This window comes from Mucilaginibacter sp. (assembly GCF_965277465.1).
GTDB lineage: Bacteria > Bacteroidota > Bacteroidia > Sphingobacteriales > Sphingobacteriaceae > Mucilaginibacter.
Window position 1 is genome coordinate 2,140,091 of the sequence record NZ_CBDICW010000002.1, and the last position, 19,173, is coordinate 2,159,263.

Here is a 19,173-nt window from a genome sequence, read left to right on the forward strand (position 1 = left end):
CATGGAAAATATGATCGATTACAATAAGTTATTGCAAAACATTGTGGCAAGTCGTCGTTCAAAAACGGCGAGTGATCAGGTATTTTCTAAAGAAGCTTTCGAAAACATCAGTAGCCAAGATTATACAATGGCGTCTGGGACAACGAATACGGCCTCGAAAATCTTCGCGCAAGCTGCCCTTAGTGGTTGGTTTTCACCCTTAGATGTGGTACGCAACCTACCTAATGAAAACATACTGTTGCAACAATTACATCAGCATTGCACCATAAGCGAAACTACGCCGCCCAGATGGTGGCTGGAAAAAAGTACTCGAAAGACCATCATAAACGAGCTTTTAAATGGGAATCAGCTCAATTTGCAACTTGATGGTGATTTACCGGTGACCGATGAGGTCGGTTCATATATTAGAAAGATTTTATCAGACTCAACCACACCACCAATTGCTGCCACGTTATCTGAGTCAGATCTGTTAGCCTATTCCCTGGCTTTAGAAGCATTGGAAGGCATTGACCTTAACCTTCCAGATCTGAAACGGGTAAAACTTCAGATCGAGAAAAGAAATTTTTTGATTGAACAGGGCATGGTTGAGCCTGAACAATTTATCGGGCGATTTGCAGAGCAAGAAAAGCTCATGGAGTTTGTTCACGAACGAAAACAGCGTCCTCAATGGTTCGGGCTTATTTTAACAGGTGCCGGAGGGGCAGGAAAATCGGCATTACTCAATAAATTCCACACGCAGCTATTCCACTCTAATGAGGCCGGTATTGCCATTTTGGATTTTGACAGGCCTGGCATAAACCCACGTGATACTTTTTGGCTTGAAACAGCAATTATTAAGCAGATCCAATTGCAATTTAATATAGCCAATACATTTGATGATGAGTGGAATGCGGATTGGACGGATAAGATCAACCGGGCTAACTTTTATGCTGAAGAATATGATTCGCAAAAAAGGGCGAGCCGGGATTTTCTGCGGCGTTTCCGTAAAGCATATGTAGAAGACAGAATATCGAGGCCGATGGTTTGGATCTTGATCTTGGACACCTTTGAAGAAGTGATTCAACGAAGTTTAACAGAATCTATTGTAGAATGGGTGAATGAGCTTCAATCTCTGCTTGAACCGATCAAATTAAATGTGATCTTCTCCGGACGTATCATGGAAGAACAAGAACGATTGATTCAATTAACCACAATTGTTCAAACTATTGAAATCGATGCCTTTGATCGGGAAACCAGCGAGCAATTTTTAGGTCGATTCGGCTTACCTCATCTTACAATACAGCATCTGTTGCGGAATAGATCAATCCCGAAGCGCCCCCTTGAGTTAAAGCTATTGGCACAACTGTACCACCAGGAGGGTGAAAATGGGGTTAAACAATTGGAAAAAGACTTGGCCTGGGGTGGAAAAAACGCAGTGTTATACACGGGCATCATCTACCGACGTGTATTACTCCGTCTCAAACGAGATGAATTACGCTTGATGGCCTATCCAGGTTTGATTTTAAGATATTTAACTACAGACCTAATCCAAAAAGTGCTTGCGCCAGTTTTGGGCTTGGAGGACGTGGACACCATTAAAGCTGACCGTCTTCTGCACGAACTTGCAAATTACGGCTGGCTTGCTTATTTAAGTGACGGCAGACTCTGGCATCGAAAAGATTTACGCCGGGCTATTCTGCAAGTCATGATCGCTAATGACCCCGATACAGCCAGAAAACTGCACGTGTCGGCTATCAATTACTTTTCCGAAAATTATAGCGAAGAAAATCAAATTGAAGTGTTCTATCATCAAATGATGTTAGGTGATTTTGATAATTTACCCGCTTATGAAAAAGAAATCCCACTAAAAACTATTGAAGGCACATTGCAGGGTGACCTATTGGATTTCCCAAAAAAATCAAAAATTGTCTTCGAACTCCTATGGCACCAAAGAATTACACGCCAACAACTAGATCAGTTACCTCACCGTTATCAACCGCAAGGTTTTGAAATCTTAGGTAATAGGTATTTAGAGACACAGCAATTCGGTGCGGCACTTACCTTGATGCACCAAGGGGAACGCCGTTACTCATATCGAGTACCATTACCTGAAAATCTTATCGATTGGCAACAAGAGACCCTATTTCAAACTGGGCAATGGAAAAGCATTATCGTGGATTCTGTAAATCTCCCAAGCCAAGATTTGGCGGCTAATCTTAACGCCTTTATCATATTAATTATCAAAAACGACGAGCCTGATCTTAAAACCATTGATGTATTCAAAAATTATTTGGGTTCATCAGATTTGGCCAACCAAATAGAGCGTCAGCCCAAGCATCTTGGTAATTACATTGGTCGTTTGGCTATATGTGCTATGTTGATCGTAGCTTCTAGCCCGCGCGACCTAAAAATGGAGGATGATCTTTTGCATCTTGTTCGCCTGCTGCGTAAAGTAACAGAGAAATACCGTTCTCCGGAGATTTATCGCGTTATTTTATTGCTTCAACTTTGTGCCGGTCAACCACTTTTTCCAAATTATCTTATGACAATTCCATTTGCTAAACTAGATACGGGTTGGTTGGACCGCCGGACTGATTATACTAGTTCCACCAGGGTCAATGAAAATATAGGTAGAATCGCAGATGTATTGGAAGATTTTGGGGATATTGAAGGTGGCTGGGATGATAAAAAAACGCCCAGAACCTTATTATTTGCGATCGACCGTGGCAGCCGAAGTTCTCATCAGGACGATCATAATTTTCCAGCCATCGACCCACCAAGATTTTTCGAGGAGATGAAAGGCCCTTTGCCGGAATTGCGTAGTCTTATCAAATATGCTTTATTAAAAGAATTCACAGGATTCGATGGAGCTGCTGAACTACAAATGGTCTTCAAAACAATTATTCCTTTCAAATTTGATGAATTGGAGCCTGTTGAGTTTTTTGAAATTTTCAGAAAGCGTGCTGATCGGGAATTGACATTATATATCGAACTTATCGATCGCATGTGGGAATTGCAAACCTTGTTAGATGAGGCAGTACGATTGCGTCCGTACTCAGAGCAACTTCGACAACTTCAGCAGCTTTGTTTAGCATGGTATAAAGACTACGCTCATGTTTGGGAAAGATTTGCTCATTAAAAAGATCACTAGTTGGAAGATAATGCAATGTTAATATTGTATTAGCATTAATACATGGTACAAGTTATAATTGAAGATTTATAATTAATTTACCTCCTTAAACCTTACTCGCTTTGCACTTAACTAATCCTCCTTTTCTCATGTCATTAAGTCTTTACCAACAAATTACTGCACTCAAAAACGAACAAAATGATGTCCTACGGGGTCGGCTTTTTGAACAGATTATCAGAGAGATTATGCCATGGGATCATCGTCCCCCAGTCGTTATGAGTCCGGAAAGTGAGCAACTGGACGGTGTCTTTGTTTATCAAGGCAGCATTTTTCTAATCGAGTGTAAGGCAGTAAAAGCGGCGGTTACACCAGGATCAAAAGAATGGGAAGATTTCGAATTAAAACTGAGAAAACGTGAACGTCAGAATATTATAGGAATTTTTTGTAGTCTATTTCCTGTTAGCCAAGCAACGATCGATCAAGCAGAATTATTGAATAAATTTGGGATCAAAACGATTATAATTGCCGGAGACATTTGGGATAAGCTTGATGAGACTAACCTGTATTTTCAAAGTTTTTTAGATTTTTTGGTGCTGAATTGCAAGATTAAATTTCAACCCACTGTAACATCATTAAAGGATGCTGGAAAATGGGTATATGATGTTAGAGCGATTGAAGAACAATTTACCAGCCTGACCAAAAAATTCTCAGGTCCGTTTTTACGCCGGTTTAAACATAAGTTTCATGACAAAGTATTTATCTCCCGAACTATTGATAAAAGGATCAGGCAGCTCGCAGACGCAGTTAAGCCCATTAGCTTAAAGGTTAATCCGCAAAAAGATACTGCAAAGCAAATCGTAGTTATACGGGATTACTCAGGTTCGGGAAAAACGACGCTCTCGACCAATCTAGCTTCGCTTTCTGATTTTGCCTATTGTTTGGCTAGCACAGCTAACCTTACAACAATCGATATGATTTTGGAGCCATTTTTCGATCAGTTGAATTATCCCAATAATGCGCTGAACGAACTTCTCGCCGCCAATAAACCTTTAATTTATATTGTAGACTCTTTGGATGAAACGCCTGTTCAACAGCAGGTGCAGAAAAAACGGGAGATCAAAGCTTTACTGAAATATGTCGAGGAATTCAATACGATCGCAGTAAAACAACGATTAGGCATATTTCCGCTATTGGTCATATTCACCGTTCGCGAGGAATATTGGCGCGACTGGGAAGCTGCATTTGAAGGACGTCAGGAAGTCGTTGAACTGAAAAAAATGATCAGTGCTTTTACGGAAGTGGAATTTGAGACTGCCCTTCAAAAATATTCGGGGGCTTACGATTATTCTATAACGAACAGGCTTAACGCCGCTTCGGCCGGGATTCTATCGATCCCGGTCAACTTAGAGATCTTTTCAGAAGCCAATCACTTTGAAGGAGATTTGACTGTATCTGACATTTGGGAAGGCAAAATTTTGAGTGGTTTTTTCAGTAAGAAAGAAGAACTCATCGACAAGCATTATATAGATCGTTTTAATGCCGCCAGTTTCTATCGGATATTGGCGATGACAGCTTTTGAGATACTGAAATCCAAAACTACACTGATATCCAAATCAACCTTTATTGATGTAGTTGTTTCTATTTCTGCGGAATTGGAATTATCCGTCGACCGGATATTATTACAACTCATGTCTGAGCAGATCATCACCAATGATACTGAGGATACAAAGAATTATCGTTTTAAATATATCCGTTTTATTGAGTACCTAGCAGCGTTATATATCATTCAAGAGGTGGAACGTTCTACTGATTTCAAAGTTATAGATTCACTTATCAAAACGGTGTATGATTCTAATATTGCTTCGATATTTAATGTATTCAACAATTTAAAGCATATCGCTAAAACTCAATTCGCTGAGCTAGAAAAAGATCTTGTAAATTATTACGCCCATTCAGCGACGTATCTTTCGCGCTATTTACCTGAACTTAGGGGGCGCATAAGCCGTGGTGAAGGGGTTAGCGAAGAAGATATCAAGGCAATATTGACCATTACTTATACGCCTTCCGCGGAAACAAGTTGGGATACATTTTTTATCATTTCCGCTAAACACAGAAATGTGACACGCGAGGTTATTTTTTCGACATTTTCTATCGCGTGGACAAGCAATGCAAAAAATAATAAGCGATGGCAATTGGTGGGTAACATAGCCAAGCGGGGGTTATTCGTGAGTGAGCAAGTATTATTGTCTTTGATGAGCGACGGAACCCCAAGGGAATGGGAAGAATATTTAGGACAAGTTTTGGAATTGTCAAAACAAGATACTTTTATAGAGCTTTGGCAACAGATCGGCGGCGAAAAAGCGTTGGCACAACTATCTCACCATTCCCCAGAAGACTGGCAGGTCACCAATCGCTTATTAGATCTGATTGTCAGAAATGAGCGTTATGTTTTAGGTGATATCATGGCCGATGCGTCGCCGGAGGACTATCTGCTTTTTGTACCGCAAAAAAAGAAAAAAACGTTCATTATATCTGACAGTGATAGACATGTTTTAGATGAATTGGTTGAGCAGATTCGTGCCGCACTTGACGGAAGAGTTGTGAATACATTGCCTATGCCACACCGCTTGAACGACGTGTCCAAAGACGCTGAGTCGTATTTAGCCCAAGAAGTGGAAGAAATCATTAATGCCACCTACGGCTCACTACAAAAGCCATTTATCAACTATCTGGTCAATCAGTTTTCTAATAACTATAACTTGATTAATACATTGTTGGAGACCACCGTTTTACATTATCCTTTACACGAAGTGGATAAGGAAAGGAAAACGGTTTTTGTCGAAATTATAGAATCTGACTCCAGAAGCAGAACAGGTTATTTAGAAGATTTATTTAAGCGAGGGTACCACAAATGTCAGTTTGATGAGGACTATATCATTAAAGCGATAGAAAATCGTGACGATTATGATTTCGAAGAATTTGAATACGTTATGATTGGTTATTGCTTTCTCAAACTAAAATCGCAAAATAACAGGGCTAATATTAATCTGATCAGTCGCCAACTCATGACGCTTTTTACCTTTCGATATCAGAAAATTGTTTCTTTCAAGTTTGCCAATATGGTAAGTGTTATGAACAACGCGCTGCAACATTACGGAGACTTTACCGACATTTTCTGGCGGGCAGCAAGCGCTTACCAAATTCATGATGAACTAATGACAGCACCATCTATCAAGAAAAAAGTACTGCAATTTAAAGCAAGACCAGTAGTGCAAAATCATCAATATGATGCAATGTTAGAAGAAATTTTTCCCGAATTATTCCATTAAGCCAGTTCATCCCAGTTATATGTTAAATTATTGACCTGGTAAAATTTCACTTCACCGCAACTAACCTTACGGTCGGAAAATAGAGCAAGGTTTGATCCGTCTGGATTCATTGAACTTTTGTATTCTACCGCATCGAATCCGATGGACTTGCAAAACTCACATAAAAATTGAGTGGGTAAATAGTCCAAATGAACATCTTGTTTACGCACGGGCTTGGACAGTTCGCTTTCCAGTTTTTGTAAATAGGGCCGGTATTCGATAAACTCTTCCAATGAAAATTGCTTTCCCTGTACTTCGAAAGGCCCTAAGCCATCAACCTTGCGTAATGAAACTAAACTGATAGGTTCAATGCTGGTAAACTTGCCGACTGTTAAAGTTTCGTGAAGGGAAATGCGTGTCTCGCAAAGCGTTGTTCTCAGATCGTTACATAAATACAGGTAGGGTATTCCAACCGGATTGGCCCGGCCGGCGGTCGCGTGGGCTAGCGGCGGTTTGCCCATTTCGGCAGGTGGCAATAGGGTTTCGGAAATCCGGGCACGGTAAAATTCGGCACCGGCAGGAATGGTAACCACTAATCTTTCAAATATGGATTGTAGTAACTCTGTATCTAACTTTTCGCTTACAAAAAAACGATTATGGTATTTGATATCGTCGGCGAAAGATTCCCATTTTAATTCCAGGTTGTAGGCGTTCTCTGCTAATTCGTTGACGATATAGCTGAATTCAACTGGTTTTTCAAACAGTTCATTTGTGTAAATCTCACCACCTTTTCCAATTTGGTCTACTAAGAACTTGATCAGCTTGTCGTTCAAAACGCCGGCATTGAAAAGGTTGGGCCAATAAGCAGTAAGGTGTTCGTGGAGCAAATAGGGTTTATCGATTTTTAGGGAAACTTCAGCCGTATGATGCGGGGCATATAGTTCAAAAAGCGGCTCGAAAAATGGGCTCAAATATTCGCAACTTACTACAACCTTATCCTTTGTGCCACAAAAATCACACGTCCCTTTACCATTTCCGGAGCCATCAATCACCGTTTGCAGCATCGAATCCGAGAAGCAATGACTACAGCAATTCATTAGATCAGAGATTGGATCAATTCGATATGATGCATGACCGAAAGCTTTTTGATCGTACCGAGGCCGGGGTAGGCACCTCGGGCATGAAGGTCCTGAAAGGCGGTGACCGCCAAAGATTCGATGTGGCGTTCATTCACAAAATCGATTAGCTTATCTAGCGCTTCAGCGAATTTTCCTGCGGTATCAGAGTCATCGTCGTTGGAATCAGACACAAAGTGATGGATACGAACGTTTCCGGTTTCCTCTTCCTCGTAAGTTAAATGGATTACGACCGCCCAGGGTAAACGGCCACCGTCTATGAAGGCGGAGCCAATGGTCAAATAATCACCAAAACCCACAAAGCCCTCATCTGCATAATACAAATGGTCTGTCGAAAAATTTTCGTCATCGATATGGATATAATCGGCATTCTTTTGCTGGCGGTTGAAAGGATCGGCCAAAAAAGCCAACGTTGGACGCGGAAAACTACGTCTTAACGCAATGATATGGCTAACCCCGATAATATTGTAAATGCAATTCGTACGGGCTACCAACGCACTCAAATCAGCCAGGCCGGCGATCTGGTTCAAGTGTAATAAGGTATATCCGCTAGCTCCAAAGCCATATTCATCCAGAATGGTTTGTAGTAACGCCAAGTCCCGGTTGGCCGAAATAATAAATGCCGGCAATACATTCGTATAGCCCGCCGCCTGCAATTGCCTTACCAAATCAGCAATAACCCGGTTACCACCCCTGATGTCACCGTGCTCTGGATTAATGATCAATTGGATGCGGATTGATACCGGCAAGGTCCTGACCATGGTAACAATTGCACGGATATCAACTTTTAAAGGTTCTATAATAGGGGAAACTTTCTCAGCAACCAGCGGTAATCGAGCTAGTTCACGAAGTGCCAGTAGCTCAAACTGCTTACCGCGTAAATAAGGAAAATACATGATTTACGGTTTAGACCAGGCAAGACAATCTTGATGGTAACGCAAGATACTGTTTTTCAGAAAAATAATCCAAATAACAGTAGAATTTCAAATACTCCGGGAGTGCCTGTGCATGGGTATGCAGCAATTGGTGAGCGGGCGTAATCCTGGCTTTAAGGGTATCTAAGAAATGACGCTGCACGGACACCGGGTCAATAGTAGCTATTAACTCAAGACACGTTTTGTAAAGTTTTACGGGCGTTGTTTCTGGTAAAGCACCGTTAATGTTAGTCACTATTTTTAAGAATTCATTTTTGCGCAACGCTTTCATCATAGTCAGATTGTCAAGGCCACCTACGTCCGGCGTTGCCTCACGAATCGTTTGCAAATAATTATCTTCCGTAAATTCAATTATACCGACCTTATGATTTACTATTGCTCGGTACTTTGCGGCCAGGCTGTGATGGGTAACGATATAAACTTGAGAGAAAACTTTATAGTAATCGTTCAGTTGGGATTGCAAACGGTCTGCATTATCCAATTCCGTTTTTATCTCGAATATTTTGTTAGAACCATTGATCAACGCGATATCAGCAACAGATTTACCCAGCCTAAACTCATTCAAAATAATGGTATCACAAAATGTGTAATTTTTTAAAATGAAATCACTCAAGAGTTTTGTTTTGTAAACATACTCGTGACGGTAGTCTTTTTGCAAATGATCGTAAGAAACATCTAATAAGTGTTGCAAAGAGCATTTTTCAGGTAGAACAGCCCCGCCCTTTTCAACGGTCTGCCTTAGCTGCTTACCGTAATTACGTGCGCCAGCGGCAGTCATCATTTTTCTAAAACCCGCATTTGAAACCAAACGGGCTAATGACCGTGAATTGATTTGTAGACTCATAGCGGTTTTTGGCATCAGGCAAAAGTATTAACAATTAAATATAATTAATAATTAATAATTTATAAAAATGAAAATTCAGCTTAGGCATATCAACCTCTCTAATCCTTCGTAGACACGCCTAATAATTTGATCATCAAGATCCATTGTATAGTCCATAAATTTCCGCTGATGACATCGCAATACACAAAATCAAAAAATAACTACTTATTATCCTTCTTTATAATTTAAATGCGACAAGGCCGGATCACCCAGCAACCATTCCATTTCGAATTCAATCCCTCACATCCTATTTAATCTGAAAATAAATTTGTTCTACGATCGCTGGCATAACCGAACATACCATCCCATTTCAACACTTAAGCAACCTTTAGATTAGCAGAATGAAATCACTAATAAAAAGATTGTTGTTATTGAGGTGTGGGAATGTGGTAAACTCGATAGAGTTTTCCATATTTCCACACCTTTTTCTTTTTGCTTCTTTTTCTTTTTGAATAACTGTGATTTTTGTGGAAAGGTTAACACTGACAGAGGCGCATTTAGTTAAGCAACCAGGCTTAGAAGCCTAATTTTGGATTTAATCCTCTGTCAGTTGTTTAAACAAGCATCAAATAGAAATTCGAGTTCTCAGGCTCATTAGTAAGGTATTGATTGTGTTTAAACAGGTTAACCCTATTATAATTAACAAACAAAGTTATGGAATTCACCTATTTCATCGGTACCGATGTATCAAAAAACGAACTGGATTTTGCTGTTATGCAAGGTAACGTGTTTTTGTTTCACAAAGAGATACAAAACACGCCTACTGCTATTAAATCCTTTATTAAAGAGTTAAGTAAGTTAACGGGGTTTGATTTAAATAAGACTGTTTTCTGTATGGAACATACGGGTATATACAGTAGCTATTTACTATCGCTTCTGCATGATAAAAAAGCGCCGATCTGTTTAGAAGCAGCTATGCAAATTAAAAACTCTTTAGGTAATCTACGCGGCAAAAACGATAAGGTTGATGCTATTCGTATTGCGGAATACGCTTATAGAAATCGTGATAAATTAAGCTTATGGCAGCCAAAGAGGGATGTAATCCAACAACTCGCTCATTTATCAACTATTCGCTCAAGGTTAGTGCAAATTCAAAAAGTGGTAAAGACTCCGCTCAAGGAGGCAGCTCCCTTTATTAAAAAAAGCCAGGAAAAGCTTCATAATAAGCTATGTAACAAAACCTTAAATGGCATTAAAGCGGATTTAGAAAAAATCGAAAAGGTTATCGAAGAGATCATTGAAGGAGATCCCGAACTAAAAAGGCTTTTCACCTTAGTTAAATCAGTAAGTGGTATTGGGAAAATAACGGCTGCCATGATCATTGTTACTACAAATGAGTTTAAAGATATTAAAGATCCTAAAAAATTCGCCTGCCATGCTGGTGTAGCCCCGTTTGTGAAAGAATCCGGCTTATTCAAAGGCAAAGGCAGGGTGTCACACATGGCTAATAAGAGGCTTAAAACACTATTACACCTGGCTGCTTTAAATTCAATACGATATAATGAAGATCTGAAACACTACTATGAACGTAAAGTAATAGATGAAAAGAAAAACAAAATGAGCACAATAAATGCGATCAGAAACAAACTGATATTACGAGTTTTCGCCTGTGTTAATCAAAACAGGACGTATGAAAAAAATTATTCAAGATTAGTTGCATAACACATAGAAATCCAAAAGCGAAAACAACGGAAGCTGTCAAGGGTGAGTGCATACCTTAACAAACAAAAACAATGGCACTCATTTATATACCCTTTACTGCTTTCGTTGTGCAGGCTATCTTTGCGTCCTGCGGTGAGAATATGATGAAATGACTAACCAAGTCTTTGCAGGTGTGCCGAGGTACGAGGCATTTCTGCGCTGTTCAGCGAGGCTGGTGACGAAATGGAACCCGGCGCGATAGCGCGTGGTGCAATGTAGGAACCTGCCGCAGCGATTATAGCAGTCCTCTATTGTTTACGATAACGCTTTAAATTAATGTTTAGCTGCGTGAATTTGCTTAGAAGTATTTATCAAGCCTGGATTAGCGTAAGTATCAGCAGTAGGTGTCAACTTATAGTGCCTGTTAAAAGCTTCCTGTCTTAATTTGAAATAATCAGCCAGTTTTCTAATAACTTCTTTAGACAGTCCTTTTTTATAGTTTAATATATCAGATACATAACCTTTACTAATGCCCAGTATATCAACCAAATGCTGCGGTTTCAAATGATGATCCTGCATAAAGGAACGGAGTAAAGCAATAGGATCACTTTCATTAAACGTGTTATTTTCCTCATCGAATTTCTCGATCAATAGCGTTAAAAGATCAACTTCATCCTGTATTGCATTATTAATTCCACCAGAGAGCAAGCCTTCCAATTGGTTACAATACTCTTCGTATTGGCTTTTGTCTTTTATGACGGTGTATTTCAGAACTGTTGTTTCCATCTTTAATATAGATTAATTGTATACTGGCCACCCTGTTTGCAAACTTTATCATATTCCGCATGCGTTCCAATCCAGCAGATAAAAAGGTGTGCCTGTTTTGTTCCGAACACGTATTTGCAGATCATTCGGTAATTATTGCCGCCAATATCAAATACCACCCTGTTACTGTTTTCCCTAACAGATCAGCAGTGTTATAAGTGAATTTCATATCGCTGGGCTGTTGCCAGTCAGCCAGCTTCAACTTTTCAGTCCAGTCTTCTAAAGAAGATTTACTACGAGGTTGAAGCTTCACAAACTCTTCAAGCGTTTGTTTTTTAATCAGATGAATTTTCATCTATTGCAAATTTAAATAAAAGTTCACAAAAAGAGAACTTTTAAAATGAAATATCTATTTTTTTTCCGCTGGCTGTTAACTTAGCATCGGTTTATTTTTATTTCCCGCAATGGGTCGTAAACTTGATAATGATCTCCTATCTTATAATTTTTATTCGGGTCTTCAAATCCAACTACGCCTAAACCATTTTTTGACCCATCCCATTTTTGGGGATTGTTCACCAGGTAAACCCGATTGTCTCCATCGTTAACATGTTTAATTACTTCACCAAGAGGCGTTACATATGAAGATGTCAAAGCCACAAAATCAGAAGACAACATTCCATCAATACCTACGCTTCTTATAGGATTATTATTGACATAAGTGTATGGACTCAATCTTCGACTCTCTTCAGCCAGTGGGTCAACGGTAGGCCATCTTGCTAATGCGGGATCATATAACCTGGCACCATAATCGTACTGTCCTGATTCCTCCTGTAACTCTTTCTTGTTATAAAGGTATTCTTTCTCCCCTGAACCACTTTTTTAGTAAAGAACGAACCGCCCTGCACGGCGTTTCAGCCGCCGTTTAGTGGCGTTAACGTTTTTATTTTCATTTGAAAAAAAGAAGATGCCGTTTTGATTGTCCCTTTGATAGCCATTGTGCACCCGCCAGACACTTTAATATAACAGCTTATTATGGTACGAACTCCCATAATGCCATTATGTTAAGCATCAAAGCTGCCGTGTCCGGCTTTTCCGGCGCACCTGATTACTGGTTAAGCCGATCATCTGTACCGCAAAGACAGCCTCCGAAGCCAGGGCAGTAAAGGGACTTTCGCGGCATAAACCCGCAAGCCTTTTACGCACATGGCCATTTATTCAACGTTCCCTTGACAGCCCCGTCTTTTCCCTCTTTTTGGTGCTTAACAGTTGATCAGCTAAACCTCTATGCCCTTATTGCTTTGTCAGCATACCGTCCGAAACACTCGGACAACCTTTACGGACATCAGGACGGGCTTTTGGTATAAACTATTTGAATTCTGTGAGCCCCCGACTCCTGAACGCACTGTCTCCTTTTAATTTCGTCATAGCTGGATTATCTAATTCAATCTGCTTGATCTGAATTTTACTATTAAATACTTGGGGGGTATGTGCTTTATCTGCGGTGTAAATGAATAAGCTATCATTGGAAAACTTGTAGAACAGAAAAGATGCGCCATCATAAATATAATCTTTAGTACTATCAGCAGTAAACTCTTCCTCTTCATTCGTTGACAATACTATAACTTTACTATCATAGGTCATTCCCCATGTTTTAGATTTCAAATATAGTGGCTCATTACCGTTTGAAATAACAAGTTTCTTAATATTATAAATAGGCTTCATATCAGGTATTTGATTGTAGAATACAAAACCAATTATGGCGATAACTACCAGTAAAATAATAATTAGATATTTTCTTTTCATGTGCAGTTACTTGCCTCCATTTAACCATCCTTGTAAAACCATCCTACCAGTATAATCTTGCTCCCCATAATAAGGAGCAGGGCCAAATGTAGGATGACAAAACAAAGTCATCAGTCCTGCATTCATTTTATTATAATGGCTTTGTTGTAATGCACCAGCTAACTTCATGTAAGTTTCAAAACTAATATGAACCCCCATAGAAGTACGTTCTCGACCATTATACCCTGCCAGATAATTACCTGCAGACCATGCAGCAGCATATTTTCCAGCTAACAATTTACCCGTCATTGGGCCATAGGGAGCTATTTCATTGCTGTTTTAATATCAAACAACTGATGCAATTTAGATTTATCGCCAGTTTCTTTAAGATCCATACCCATTAAATCAGCTTGTACACTTGTGTTTTCAATGTCTGAATCAAACTCTCCTCCAAATTAATCCTACCTTCGGGCTTATGGGAATCTGGATTTTCAAACTCATCCCAATACTGTGTTTCGCCCATCTTTTCATCTCCGGCTGAAGTTGAATTTTTATGTCGCGTATCAATTTGGTGCTCGGTTGGCTGTTTTTCATCTGCATTAGCTTCATGCTTATAAACACCTAAATCACCATCATTATAAACAGCTAAAACAATCCCATCCTCATTGGTATGAGTCGAACACATTCCGTCAACATCGATATTTCTAATTGGGTTGTTTAATCCATATCCATATGGTGACCAACTTCTACTTAACTCCGAAAGCGGGTCAGGGGTCGTCCAACGTTCAATCACAGGATCGTAAATTCGGTGACCATAGAGTATCAAAAGTAACCCTGGTATTCCCTAAATGATCGCTCAACGCGTGTATATAATAATACGAGTTTGCGCCAACGGTTGCAGGGACTGCTTTGCCTTCTTCCGTTTGTATAAAGCTTAAGGTTCCGCCGTCATATTTAATGTCACTGATGTAATCGGTCGTACCGGTTCCTGCTGTGCTGACTCTCCTCAGCTTTTGTCCGCCTGCATCGTAGTATAGGTAATCGTTTTTGAACAAGTAATTGTCTGAGGAAGGTTTAGGAGATTATAACTGATAGTAATGTTACCACTAACCCGGCTCTGATCTGTAACGGTATTGCCATTTATATCGTAGGTATAAGTAGAGCCGCTGGATTTAACCCCAATATTGCTTGCAAAAGCGTCATTGAGGGTTGCAACTGGTTCGTGGTTGTAGTCCCCGCCGTAGATGTATAGGTGAGCTGATCAATAGGTGCGCCAACCTGGGTCGAATCTATTTCCTTAAATCACTGATTTACAATGATTTTCTGTTGTTCTAGTTGTTTAAGGCATTTACATAGGTAACACGCCCTATCGACTGTACAAATATACATTATTGAAGCAAAAAAGGCTCTAATAAGAATAAGAAACTTCATAATTTTTACTGGATCATGATAGGCAAATTACACACTTTACATTATAGAATTATTATAGTCAAATATTAGAAAAACAAATCTCCCCAGAATTGTTATACATATATATTCCTATCAATTAGCGGATCGCTTGAAACAACATATCCACTTATCCGGCTCTTTTTGACGTAGGCTTAATGCCTTTATATGCCTTCATAAAAATTCAATAATGACAACAATTAAAAATGTACATCCTCTAAGTCCCGAGGAACTTTACCATATTTTAAAAAATGATTTTACCGATGAGATCAATTCCAAACTTAGTTCGAGTTTAAGCGTAGAGTTCGCACACGTTTACAACGTAATTAATGTTTCTTTTCCCGAAATCATTGAGGGTACGGTATTTACAATTATCGTTAATGAAAATGAAATTGAGTTATCAAATAACGGCGATAATAGTGAATACAACACGGATTTACTTGATCAGCAACTTATCGCTTTTCTAAACGAGAAGTCCAGTTAGGATTTTAAGTTTTGGTTTAGCCAAAACTCACTAATTATGATTTGTCTTTTTAAATTTTATTAATAGACCGATATGAACAATAATAAAGATGATAACAGTGTCCTTACACCTATAACGCAGCTGACTGAAAAGGAAGAAATGCTATATGAAACGTACCAGCCTGCCATTTTTACCATCTGGCCTAAATTGTTTATAAGATCATTTGCGTAGATTTCACCGCGATAATCAGTTTGCAGCAATTCAAACCTTGTCATAGTAACCGGAAAGCCTAAAAGTTCGAGTTCATGATAGGTATCTTCTAAAGCAGTGTTTACCAATACAGGCAACTGTAGTTTTTCGCTTCCACCGCAAAAAGCTCTACGTCATTAGTTACTTTAACCTTTGCACCCATTAACCTTGCACCGGAATCAGGTGGTCTGGTTCATCAGAATCTCCACCTTGAAATCCTCTCAGACTAAAATCTAGCAATTTCACCCACACTCTTATTAATTGAATTTTTTATTTTAAGGAGATTTCTATTGGACAATATCTATGGCCATGCTATTTTTCGAAAACCTGCTGATAGATTATTTTCTGGCGATTGCCCAGTTTAACAGACTTAATCTCGCCTGCTCCTTCAAAGCCAATCACAATTCCAACAATCTTTCCAATATCCTGACGAATAGTTCTTGAAAAGATCATTTTTTCACCAAGTGATATGCTCAACTGGTCATGTTGGATAGTACAGGAAAGATGCTGAAAAGCATTAAAATCACAACCAAATGCGCTCAGGTCGTGATCTTTGCCATAGATTGTTTCGCTGCCTAAAGACAGATCAAGTGTAGCAATACAGCCCTTATCTGAAAGCGGGATGGAAATTTCATTTTTCGTTCCAACGATCTCTATTGTTACTTTTCGGCAGGACGATTGTTCAGGTCGCGATGTATTTCGCAGGATAGTTTCAAAAATAAAATCATGCCCACTGGCACCATCAAAATAACGAAAGTTGTAAAAATGCACCCAGGCATCGTTCAATACAGTCGATCCTTTAATTCTTTCAAATGTCTGTGTCTTTATCCCTAACCCACCGGGTAAATCCGTTGAATCGGAATTGAGGTAAACAGGTATGGGACTTTTGTCAATAATACCCATCCAGCCATTTGTCTTTAAAAATACGCTGGATGTTTTCCTGACCTGTCCATTGCCAACCAGTTTTGCGTCAAAATATCCGGGGTAATAATAGACAGACGTATGTTGCTTTTTAAGCTTATCCAATTTTTCAGTACGTGTCTTGTCCCAGCTTTGTTGAAGGTAAATATCAGCCGACGGATCATTAGCAGCATCATAATTAAAAACTACGGAATTTGGCATTTGATCAGAAACAATCCGGCTTTTGAAGACCTCTTTCGTTACGTCATACTTGTCATTATTTAAAAATGAGTTTTTTGATATTTCAATTATCAATAATATGATCAATACGCTCCCGGTTACGGTTCCAATATTCGTTAATAGGCAGCGGTATCTCAGGTAGAAAATCTTTTTATCCGTGCTAGCATGCTCAGGTGCAATCATTTTTCCGTCCATCGCCTTTTTAAAGGCTCTCCAATCTTCAAAATCTATAGTCCTGGCCAAAACATTTAAGGTAGCTATTGCCGGCGTATTGGTGTAACGAACCCTTCCCCATATTCTTTTCAGGGTTGACAAGCTCAGACGGCAATTCGTTTTAGAAAAAATAATTTCACGTAGTTTTTCGAAATCATATTCGCTCCAGGAATCACTATGTTCCCAACCTAAAGACTGTTCTAAAAATTCCCTCCATAAACTTATATATGGCTCCTCTTTATCCATGCTGTAAACTTTGTCTTAATTTTTTAAGTGCCTGATATATAAAGTGCCAAACTTAGCGAAAGGGTTACATACAGGCAAACCTATAACACGCTTAAAAACAGAGTGATGCAACTTGAACCTAACTTGAATAGTTTGTTAATTGTCAGATAGCCATTGAAATTCTACGTTTACGTTATGAAAAATAAAACAATGTTGCAAACGGTAAAAATCCGTTATACTATGATGACCCTGTTCACGGTCTTATTTGTCTTTAATACCACGGTAAGCATGGCGCAAACAGTGTACGTGGATGCGCAAAAAGGGAAAAATAACGCCAGCGGAACTTTGACTGACCCTATACTATCTCTGGACGAGGCGGTATTAAAAACAAACAGCTTCAAAGGCAATAAACCTGTAAATCTGAGGCTTAACCCAGGTTTATATACCGTTACGCACAAACTAACACTTAAAACGGTCAGCCCGGCAATCAGCAATGCGGCGTATACGATTGAAGCAGTAATCATGCCGGATGACAAGGAATGGCATCCAGCAAGCATGCCTGTCATATTATCTGCATCGGGGAATAATGACGACTATGAATTTGCGCACTGCGTAGGCTTTTTTGTTTCACGAAATAATGTTATTATAAAGGGTCTGAAATTCTTGGGAAATCCAAACACCGCGGTACATTACTATTATCCGATCAGAAGGCAGGATAAAGCGCTGAGCGGACTCAATGTTTCTCAGTGCTATTTTATCGGAGAAGCAAATTCGACAGCAATACAAAGCTCTTTTTGGGCATCAGGCCCGGGAATACACGTGGATCATTGTATATTTCATAACAGCAAGATCGCATTTGTACTGGGAGATAACGTAAATGACTTTTGTTTAAGCCATTCAATCATTGATGGCGCCTATAATACCGCAATTTGGTATGGGTTTGCAAAGACAACCGCTAAGTTTACCTTCAAAAATAATATAATTACCAACTGCTATTACGTGATGGTCTATCCGGTTGAAGATGGCCAACCCTCATACACTTTCAGTGCTTCTTATATCACGAACAATGCTCACTATCTGGGCAACTATCCAAAAGCGCAGGATCGATTTTTTGCTGAAGCGAACAAGCATATCAAAGAAGTTAATGTCGTTAAAAAAGCGGTGGTCAAATTAGTAAGTGTGGCAGATGACGGTATAACCAGGGATAATCTCAATCTTTCAAAAGCTTCAGCAGGGAAAAGTACAGGTGCAGGCATATTTTCAAAATAAGCGAAGTCCATCTGCTAATTCACAAAATGTTGGCACTTATTTGCACAAGTGCAAGCCATGTCTGTCTAATTTCAATCATTTTATTTATTGTTTACTACAATATTTATGCATTAGTAGGAACTGATATTTATTTTATTTGACCGTATGAAAATTTATCGACAGTATTTTTATTAACATAGTATCAATCCGAAAAATATGAGCAATCTTTTAAAACTCAAACTCAATTCATTTGTTGCTAAATAAATTAGCAATCATATGATACCAAGCAACGATAATGAGGAAAAGCTTTTCCGGGAAGATAAAGACCTCACTTATGAAACCGGGAGTAATGGATCAAATACCATCAAAGATCCGGACAACTGGACAACTGGCGATGAAAAGATGACCGGCGCCCAACATTCTTATTTAACTACTTTAAGTGCAGAGGCAGGCGAAGCATTCGATGAGAAACTGACGAAAGCAGAAGCGTCCAAACGCATCGAAGAATTACAACACAAAACCGGCCGCGGAATGGACACTAACTAAAATGGACCTGATATGTTAAAAAAGCAGCAGAAAGGCTGCCTTTTTAACATTTTCCTTTCGGTTAAGATTTAAAGAAAGCTATAG

18 protein-coding genes and 1 pseudogene are annotated in these 19,173 nt (G+C 39.3%); 7 read left to right on the top strand and 12 right to left on the bottom strand.

All coding sequences use genetic code 11. From position 1 onward, the window contains the following. The first annotated feature begins 1 nt into the window (after position 1). Together ACQY4U_RS21640 and ACQY4U_RS21645 are read left to right on the top strand one after the other, a co-directional pair. Entirely contained in the window at positions 2 to 3,118 is a 3,117-nt protein-coding gene (locus ACQY4U_RS21640; RefSeq protein ID WP_428331549.1) for a hypothetical protein, read from the top strand. Positions 3,119 to 3,258: 140 nt separating this feature from the next. Further along, positions 3,259 to 6,438 (top strand): NACHT domain-containing protein, encoded by a 3,180-nt coding sequence (locus ACQY4U_RS21645; RefSeq protein ID WP_428331550.1) that lies wholly within the window; start codon positions 3,259 to 3,261, stop codon positions 6,436 to 6,438. Here the strand turns inward: ACQY4U_RS21645 and ACQY4U_RS21650 are convergent. The 3 genes from ACQY4U_RS21650 to ACQY4U_RS21660 are packed head-to-tail and all read right to left on the bottom strand — an operon-like array spanning position 6,435 to position 9,347. Further along, positions 6,435 to 7,481: an RES family NAD+ phosphorylase gene (locus ACQY4U_RS21650; protein ID WP_428331551.1), complete on the bottom strand. Its 1,047-nt coding sequence runs from the start codon at positions 7,479 to 7,481 to the stop codon at positions 6,435 to 6,437. The genes ACQY4U_RS21645 and ACQY4U_RS21650 overlap by 4 nt on opposite strands. A gap of 32 nt (positions 7,482 to 7,513) precedes the next feature. After that, positions 7,514 to 8,449 (bottom strand): sce7725 family protein, encoded by a 936-nt coding sequence (locus tag ACQY4U_RS21655; RefSeq protein WP_428331552.1) that lies wholly within the window; start codon positions 8,447 to 8,449, stop codon positions 7,514 to 7,516. A 10-nt stretch (positions 8,450 to 8,459) separates the two neighbouring features. Next, on the bottom strand, positions 8,460 to 9,347 hold the full coding sequence (locus ACQY4U_RS21660) for a sce7726 family protein (protein WP_428331553.1): 888 nt from the start codon (positions 9,345 to 9,347) through the stop codon (positions 8,460 to 8,462). 678 nt (positions 9,348 to 10,025) lie between these two features. On the opposite strand from ACQY4U_RS21660, the gene ACQY4U_RS21665 reads away from it, so the two are divergent. Next, complete coding sequence (locus ACQY4U_RS21665) at positions 10,026 to 11,033, top strand: IS110 family transposase (RefSeq protein ID WP_428327892.1); 1,008 nt, start codon at positions 10,026 to 10,028, stop codon at positions 11,031 to 11,033. Positions 11,034 to 11,345: 312 nt separating this feature from the next. On the opposite strand, the gene ACQY4U_RS21670 is transcribed toward ACQY4U_RS21665, so the two are convergent. From ACQY4U_RS21670 to ACQY4U_RS21705, 8 genes and pseudogenes are all read right to left on the bottom strand, one after another. Continuing rightward, positions 11,346 to 11,798, bottom strand: coding sequence for a helix-turn-helix domain-containing protein (locus ACQY4U_RS21670; RefSeq protein ID WP_428331554.1), 453 nt, complete (start codon positions 11,796 to 11,798; stop codon positions 11,346 to 11,348). Between the two features lie 2 nt (positions 11,799 to 11,800). Further along, the gene (locus ACQY4U_RS21675) at positions 11,801 to 11,923 is read right to left on the bottom strand and encodes a hypothetical protein (RefSeq protein WP_428331555.1); all 123 of its coding nucleotides are present in this window, start codon (positions 11,921 to 11,923) and stop codon (positions 11,801 to 11,803) included. Beyond that, positions 11,920 to 12,132, bottom strand: coding sequence for a type II toxin-antitoxin system HigB family toxin (locus tag ACQY4U_RS21680; protein ID WP_428331556.1), 213 nt, complete (start codon positions 12,130 to 12,132; stop codon positions 11,920 to 11,922). The genes ACQY4U_RS21675 and ACQY4U_RS21680 overlap by 4 nt, the downstream gene beginning before the upstream one ends. A gap of 80 nt (positions 12,133 to 12,212) precedes the next feature. After that, positions 12,213 to 12,509, bottom strand: coding sequence for a hypothetical protein (locus ACQY4U_RS21685; RefSeq protein ID WP_428331557.1), 297 nt, complete (start codon positions 12,507 to 12,509; stop codon positions 12,213 to 12,215). A gap of 3 nt (positions 12,510 to 12,512) precedes the next feature. Continuing rightward, positions 12,513 to 12,584, bottom strand: a pseudogene (locus ACQY4U_RS21690) (hypothetical protein); the annotation flags it as partial. Positions 12,585 to 13,142: 558 nt separating this feature from the next. Then, the gene (locus ACQY4U_RS21695; RefSeq protein WP_428331558.1) at positions 13,143 to 13,580 is read right to left on the bottom strand and encodes a hypothetical protein; all 438 of its coding nucleotides are present in this window, start codon (positions 13,578 to 13,580) and stop codon (positions 13,143 to 13,145) included. Between the two features lie 6 nt (positions 13,581 to 13,586). Further along, entirely contained in the window at positions 13,587 to 13,868 is a 282-nt protein-coding gene (locus ACQY4U_RS21700; protein WP_428331559.1) for a hypothetical protein, read from the bottom strand. Positions 13,869 to 13,959: 91 nt separating this feature from the next. Beyond that, complete coding sequence (locus tag ACQY4U_RS21705; RefSeq protein ID WP_428331560.1) at positions 13,960 to 14,385, bottom strand: RHS repeat-associated core domain-containing protein; 426 nt, start codon at positions 14,383 to 14,385, stop codon at positions 13,960 to 13,962. Positions 14,386 to 15,195: 810 nt separating this feature from the next. Between ACQY4U_RS21705 and ACQY4U_RS21710 the strand changes: the two genes are divergently transcribed. Next, positions 15,196 to 15,489 (top strand): hypothetical protein, encoded by a 294-nt coding sequence (locus ACQY4U_RS21710; protein WP_428331561.1) that lies wholly within the window; start codon positions 15,196 to 15,198, stop codon positions 15,487 to 15,489. Between the two features lie 72 nt (positions 15,490 to 15,561). Continuing rightward, positions 15,562 to 15,699, top strand: a complete 138-nt coding sequence (locus ACQY4U_RS21715) for a hypothetical protein (protein WP_428331562.1) — start codon at positions 15,562 to 15,564, stop codon at positions 15,697 to 15,699. 330 nt (positions 15,700 to 16,029) lie between these two features. On the opposite strand, the gene ACQY4U_RS21720 is transcribed toward ACQY4U_RS21715, so the two are convergent. Then, positions 16,030 to 17,316, bottom strand: coding sequence for a hypothetical protein (locus ACQY4U_RS21720; RefSeq protein WP_428331563.1), 1,287 nt, complete (start codon positions 17,314 to 17,316; stop codon positions 16,030 to 16,032). A gap of 174 nt (positions 17,317 to 17,490) precedes the next feature. Here ACQY4U_RS21720 and ACQY4U_RS21725 point away from each other — a divergent pair, with 174 nt between their 5' ends. Then, positions 17,491 to 18,564: a hypothetical protein gene (locus ACQY4U_RS21725; protein ID WP_428331564.1), complete on the top strand. Its 1,074-nt coding sequence runs from the start codon at positions 17,491 to 17,493 to the stop codon at positions 18,562 to 18,564. A gap of 255 nt (positions 18,565 to 18,819) precedes the next feature. Beyond that, entirely contained in the window at positions 18,820 to 19,089 is a 270-nt protein-coding gene (locus tag ACQY4U_RS21730; protein WP_428331565.1) for a DUF3072 domain-containing protein, read from the top strand. Positions 19,090 to 19,173: the final 84 nt, after the last annotated feature.

Excerpts from the sequence above, each read along its gene's own strand:
- ACQY4U_RS21640 (WP_428331549.1), top strand. The coding sequence starts at position 2 with ATGGAAAATATGATCGATTACAATAAGTTATTGCAAAACATTGTGGCA.
- ACQY4U_RS21670 (WP_428331554.1), bottom strand. The coding sequence starts at position 11,798 with ATGGAAACAACAGTTCTGAAATACACCGTCATAAAAGACAAAAGCCAA.
- ACQY4U_RS21660 (WP_428331553.1), bottom strand. The coding sequence starts at position 9,347 with ATGCCAAAAACCGCTATGAGTCTACAAATCAATTCACGGTCATTAGCC.
- ACQY4U_RS21695 (WP_428331558.1), bottom strand. The coding sequence starts at position 13,580 with ATGAAAAGAAAATATCTAATTATTATTTTACTGGTAGTTATCGCCATA.
- ACQY4U_RS21725 (WP_428331564.1), top strand. The coding sequence starts at position 17,491 with ATGAAAAATAAAACAATGTTGCAAACGGTAAAAATCCGTTATACTATG.
- ACQY4U_RS21715 (WP_428331562.1), top strand. The coding sequence starts at position 15,562 with ATGAACAATAATAAAGATGATAACAGTGTCCTTACACCTATAACGCAG.
- ACQY4U_RS21710 (WP_428331561.1), top strand. The coding sequence starts at position 15,196 with ATGACAACAATTAAAAATGTACATCCTCTAAGTCCCGAGGAACTTTAC.
- ACQY4U_RS21680 (WP_428331556.1), bottom strand. The coding sequence starts at position 12,132 with ATGAAAATTCATCTGATTAAAAAACAAACGCTTGAAGAGTTTGTGAAG.
- ACQY4U_RS21645 (WP_428331550.1), top strand. The coding sequence starts at position 3,259 with ATGTCATTAAGTCTTTACCAACAAATTACTGCACTCAAAAACGAACAA.
- ACQY4U_RS21700 (WP_428331559.1), bottom strand. The coding sequence starts at position 13,868 with ATGACGGGTAAATTGTTAGCTGGAAAATATGCTGCTGCATGGTCTGCA.
- ACQY4U_RS21675 (WP_428331555.1), bottom strand. The coding sequence starts at position 11,923 with ATGATCTGCAAATACGTGTTCGGAACAAAACAGGCACACCTTTTTATC.
- ACQY4U_RS21655 (WP_428331552.1), bottom strand. The coding sequence starts at position 8,449 with ATGTATTTTCCTTATTTACGCGGTAAGCAGTTTGAGCTACTGGCACTT.
- ACQY4U_RS21730 (WP_428331565.1), top strand. The coding sequence starts at position 18,820 with ATGATACCAAGCAACGATAATGAGGAAAAGCTTTTCCGGGAAGATAAA.
- ACQY4U_RS21720 (WP_428331563.1), bottom strand. The coding sequence starts at position 17,316 with ATGGATAAAGAGGAGCCATATATAAGTTTATGGAGGGAATTTTTAGAA.
- ACQY4U_RS21665 (WP_428327892.1), top strand. The coding sequence starts at position 10,026 with ATGGAATTCACCTATTTCATCGGTACCGATGTATCAAAAAACGAACTG.
- ACQY4U_RS21650 (WP_428331551.1), bottom strand. The coding sequence starts at position 7,481 with ATGCTGCAAACGGTGATTGATGGCTCCGGAAATGGTAAAGGGACGTGT.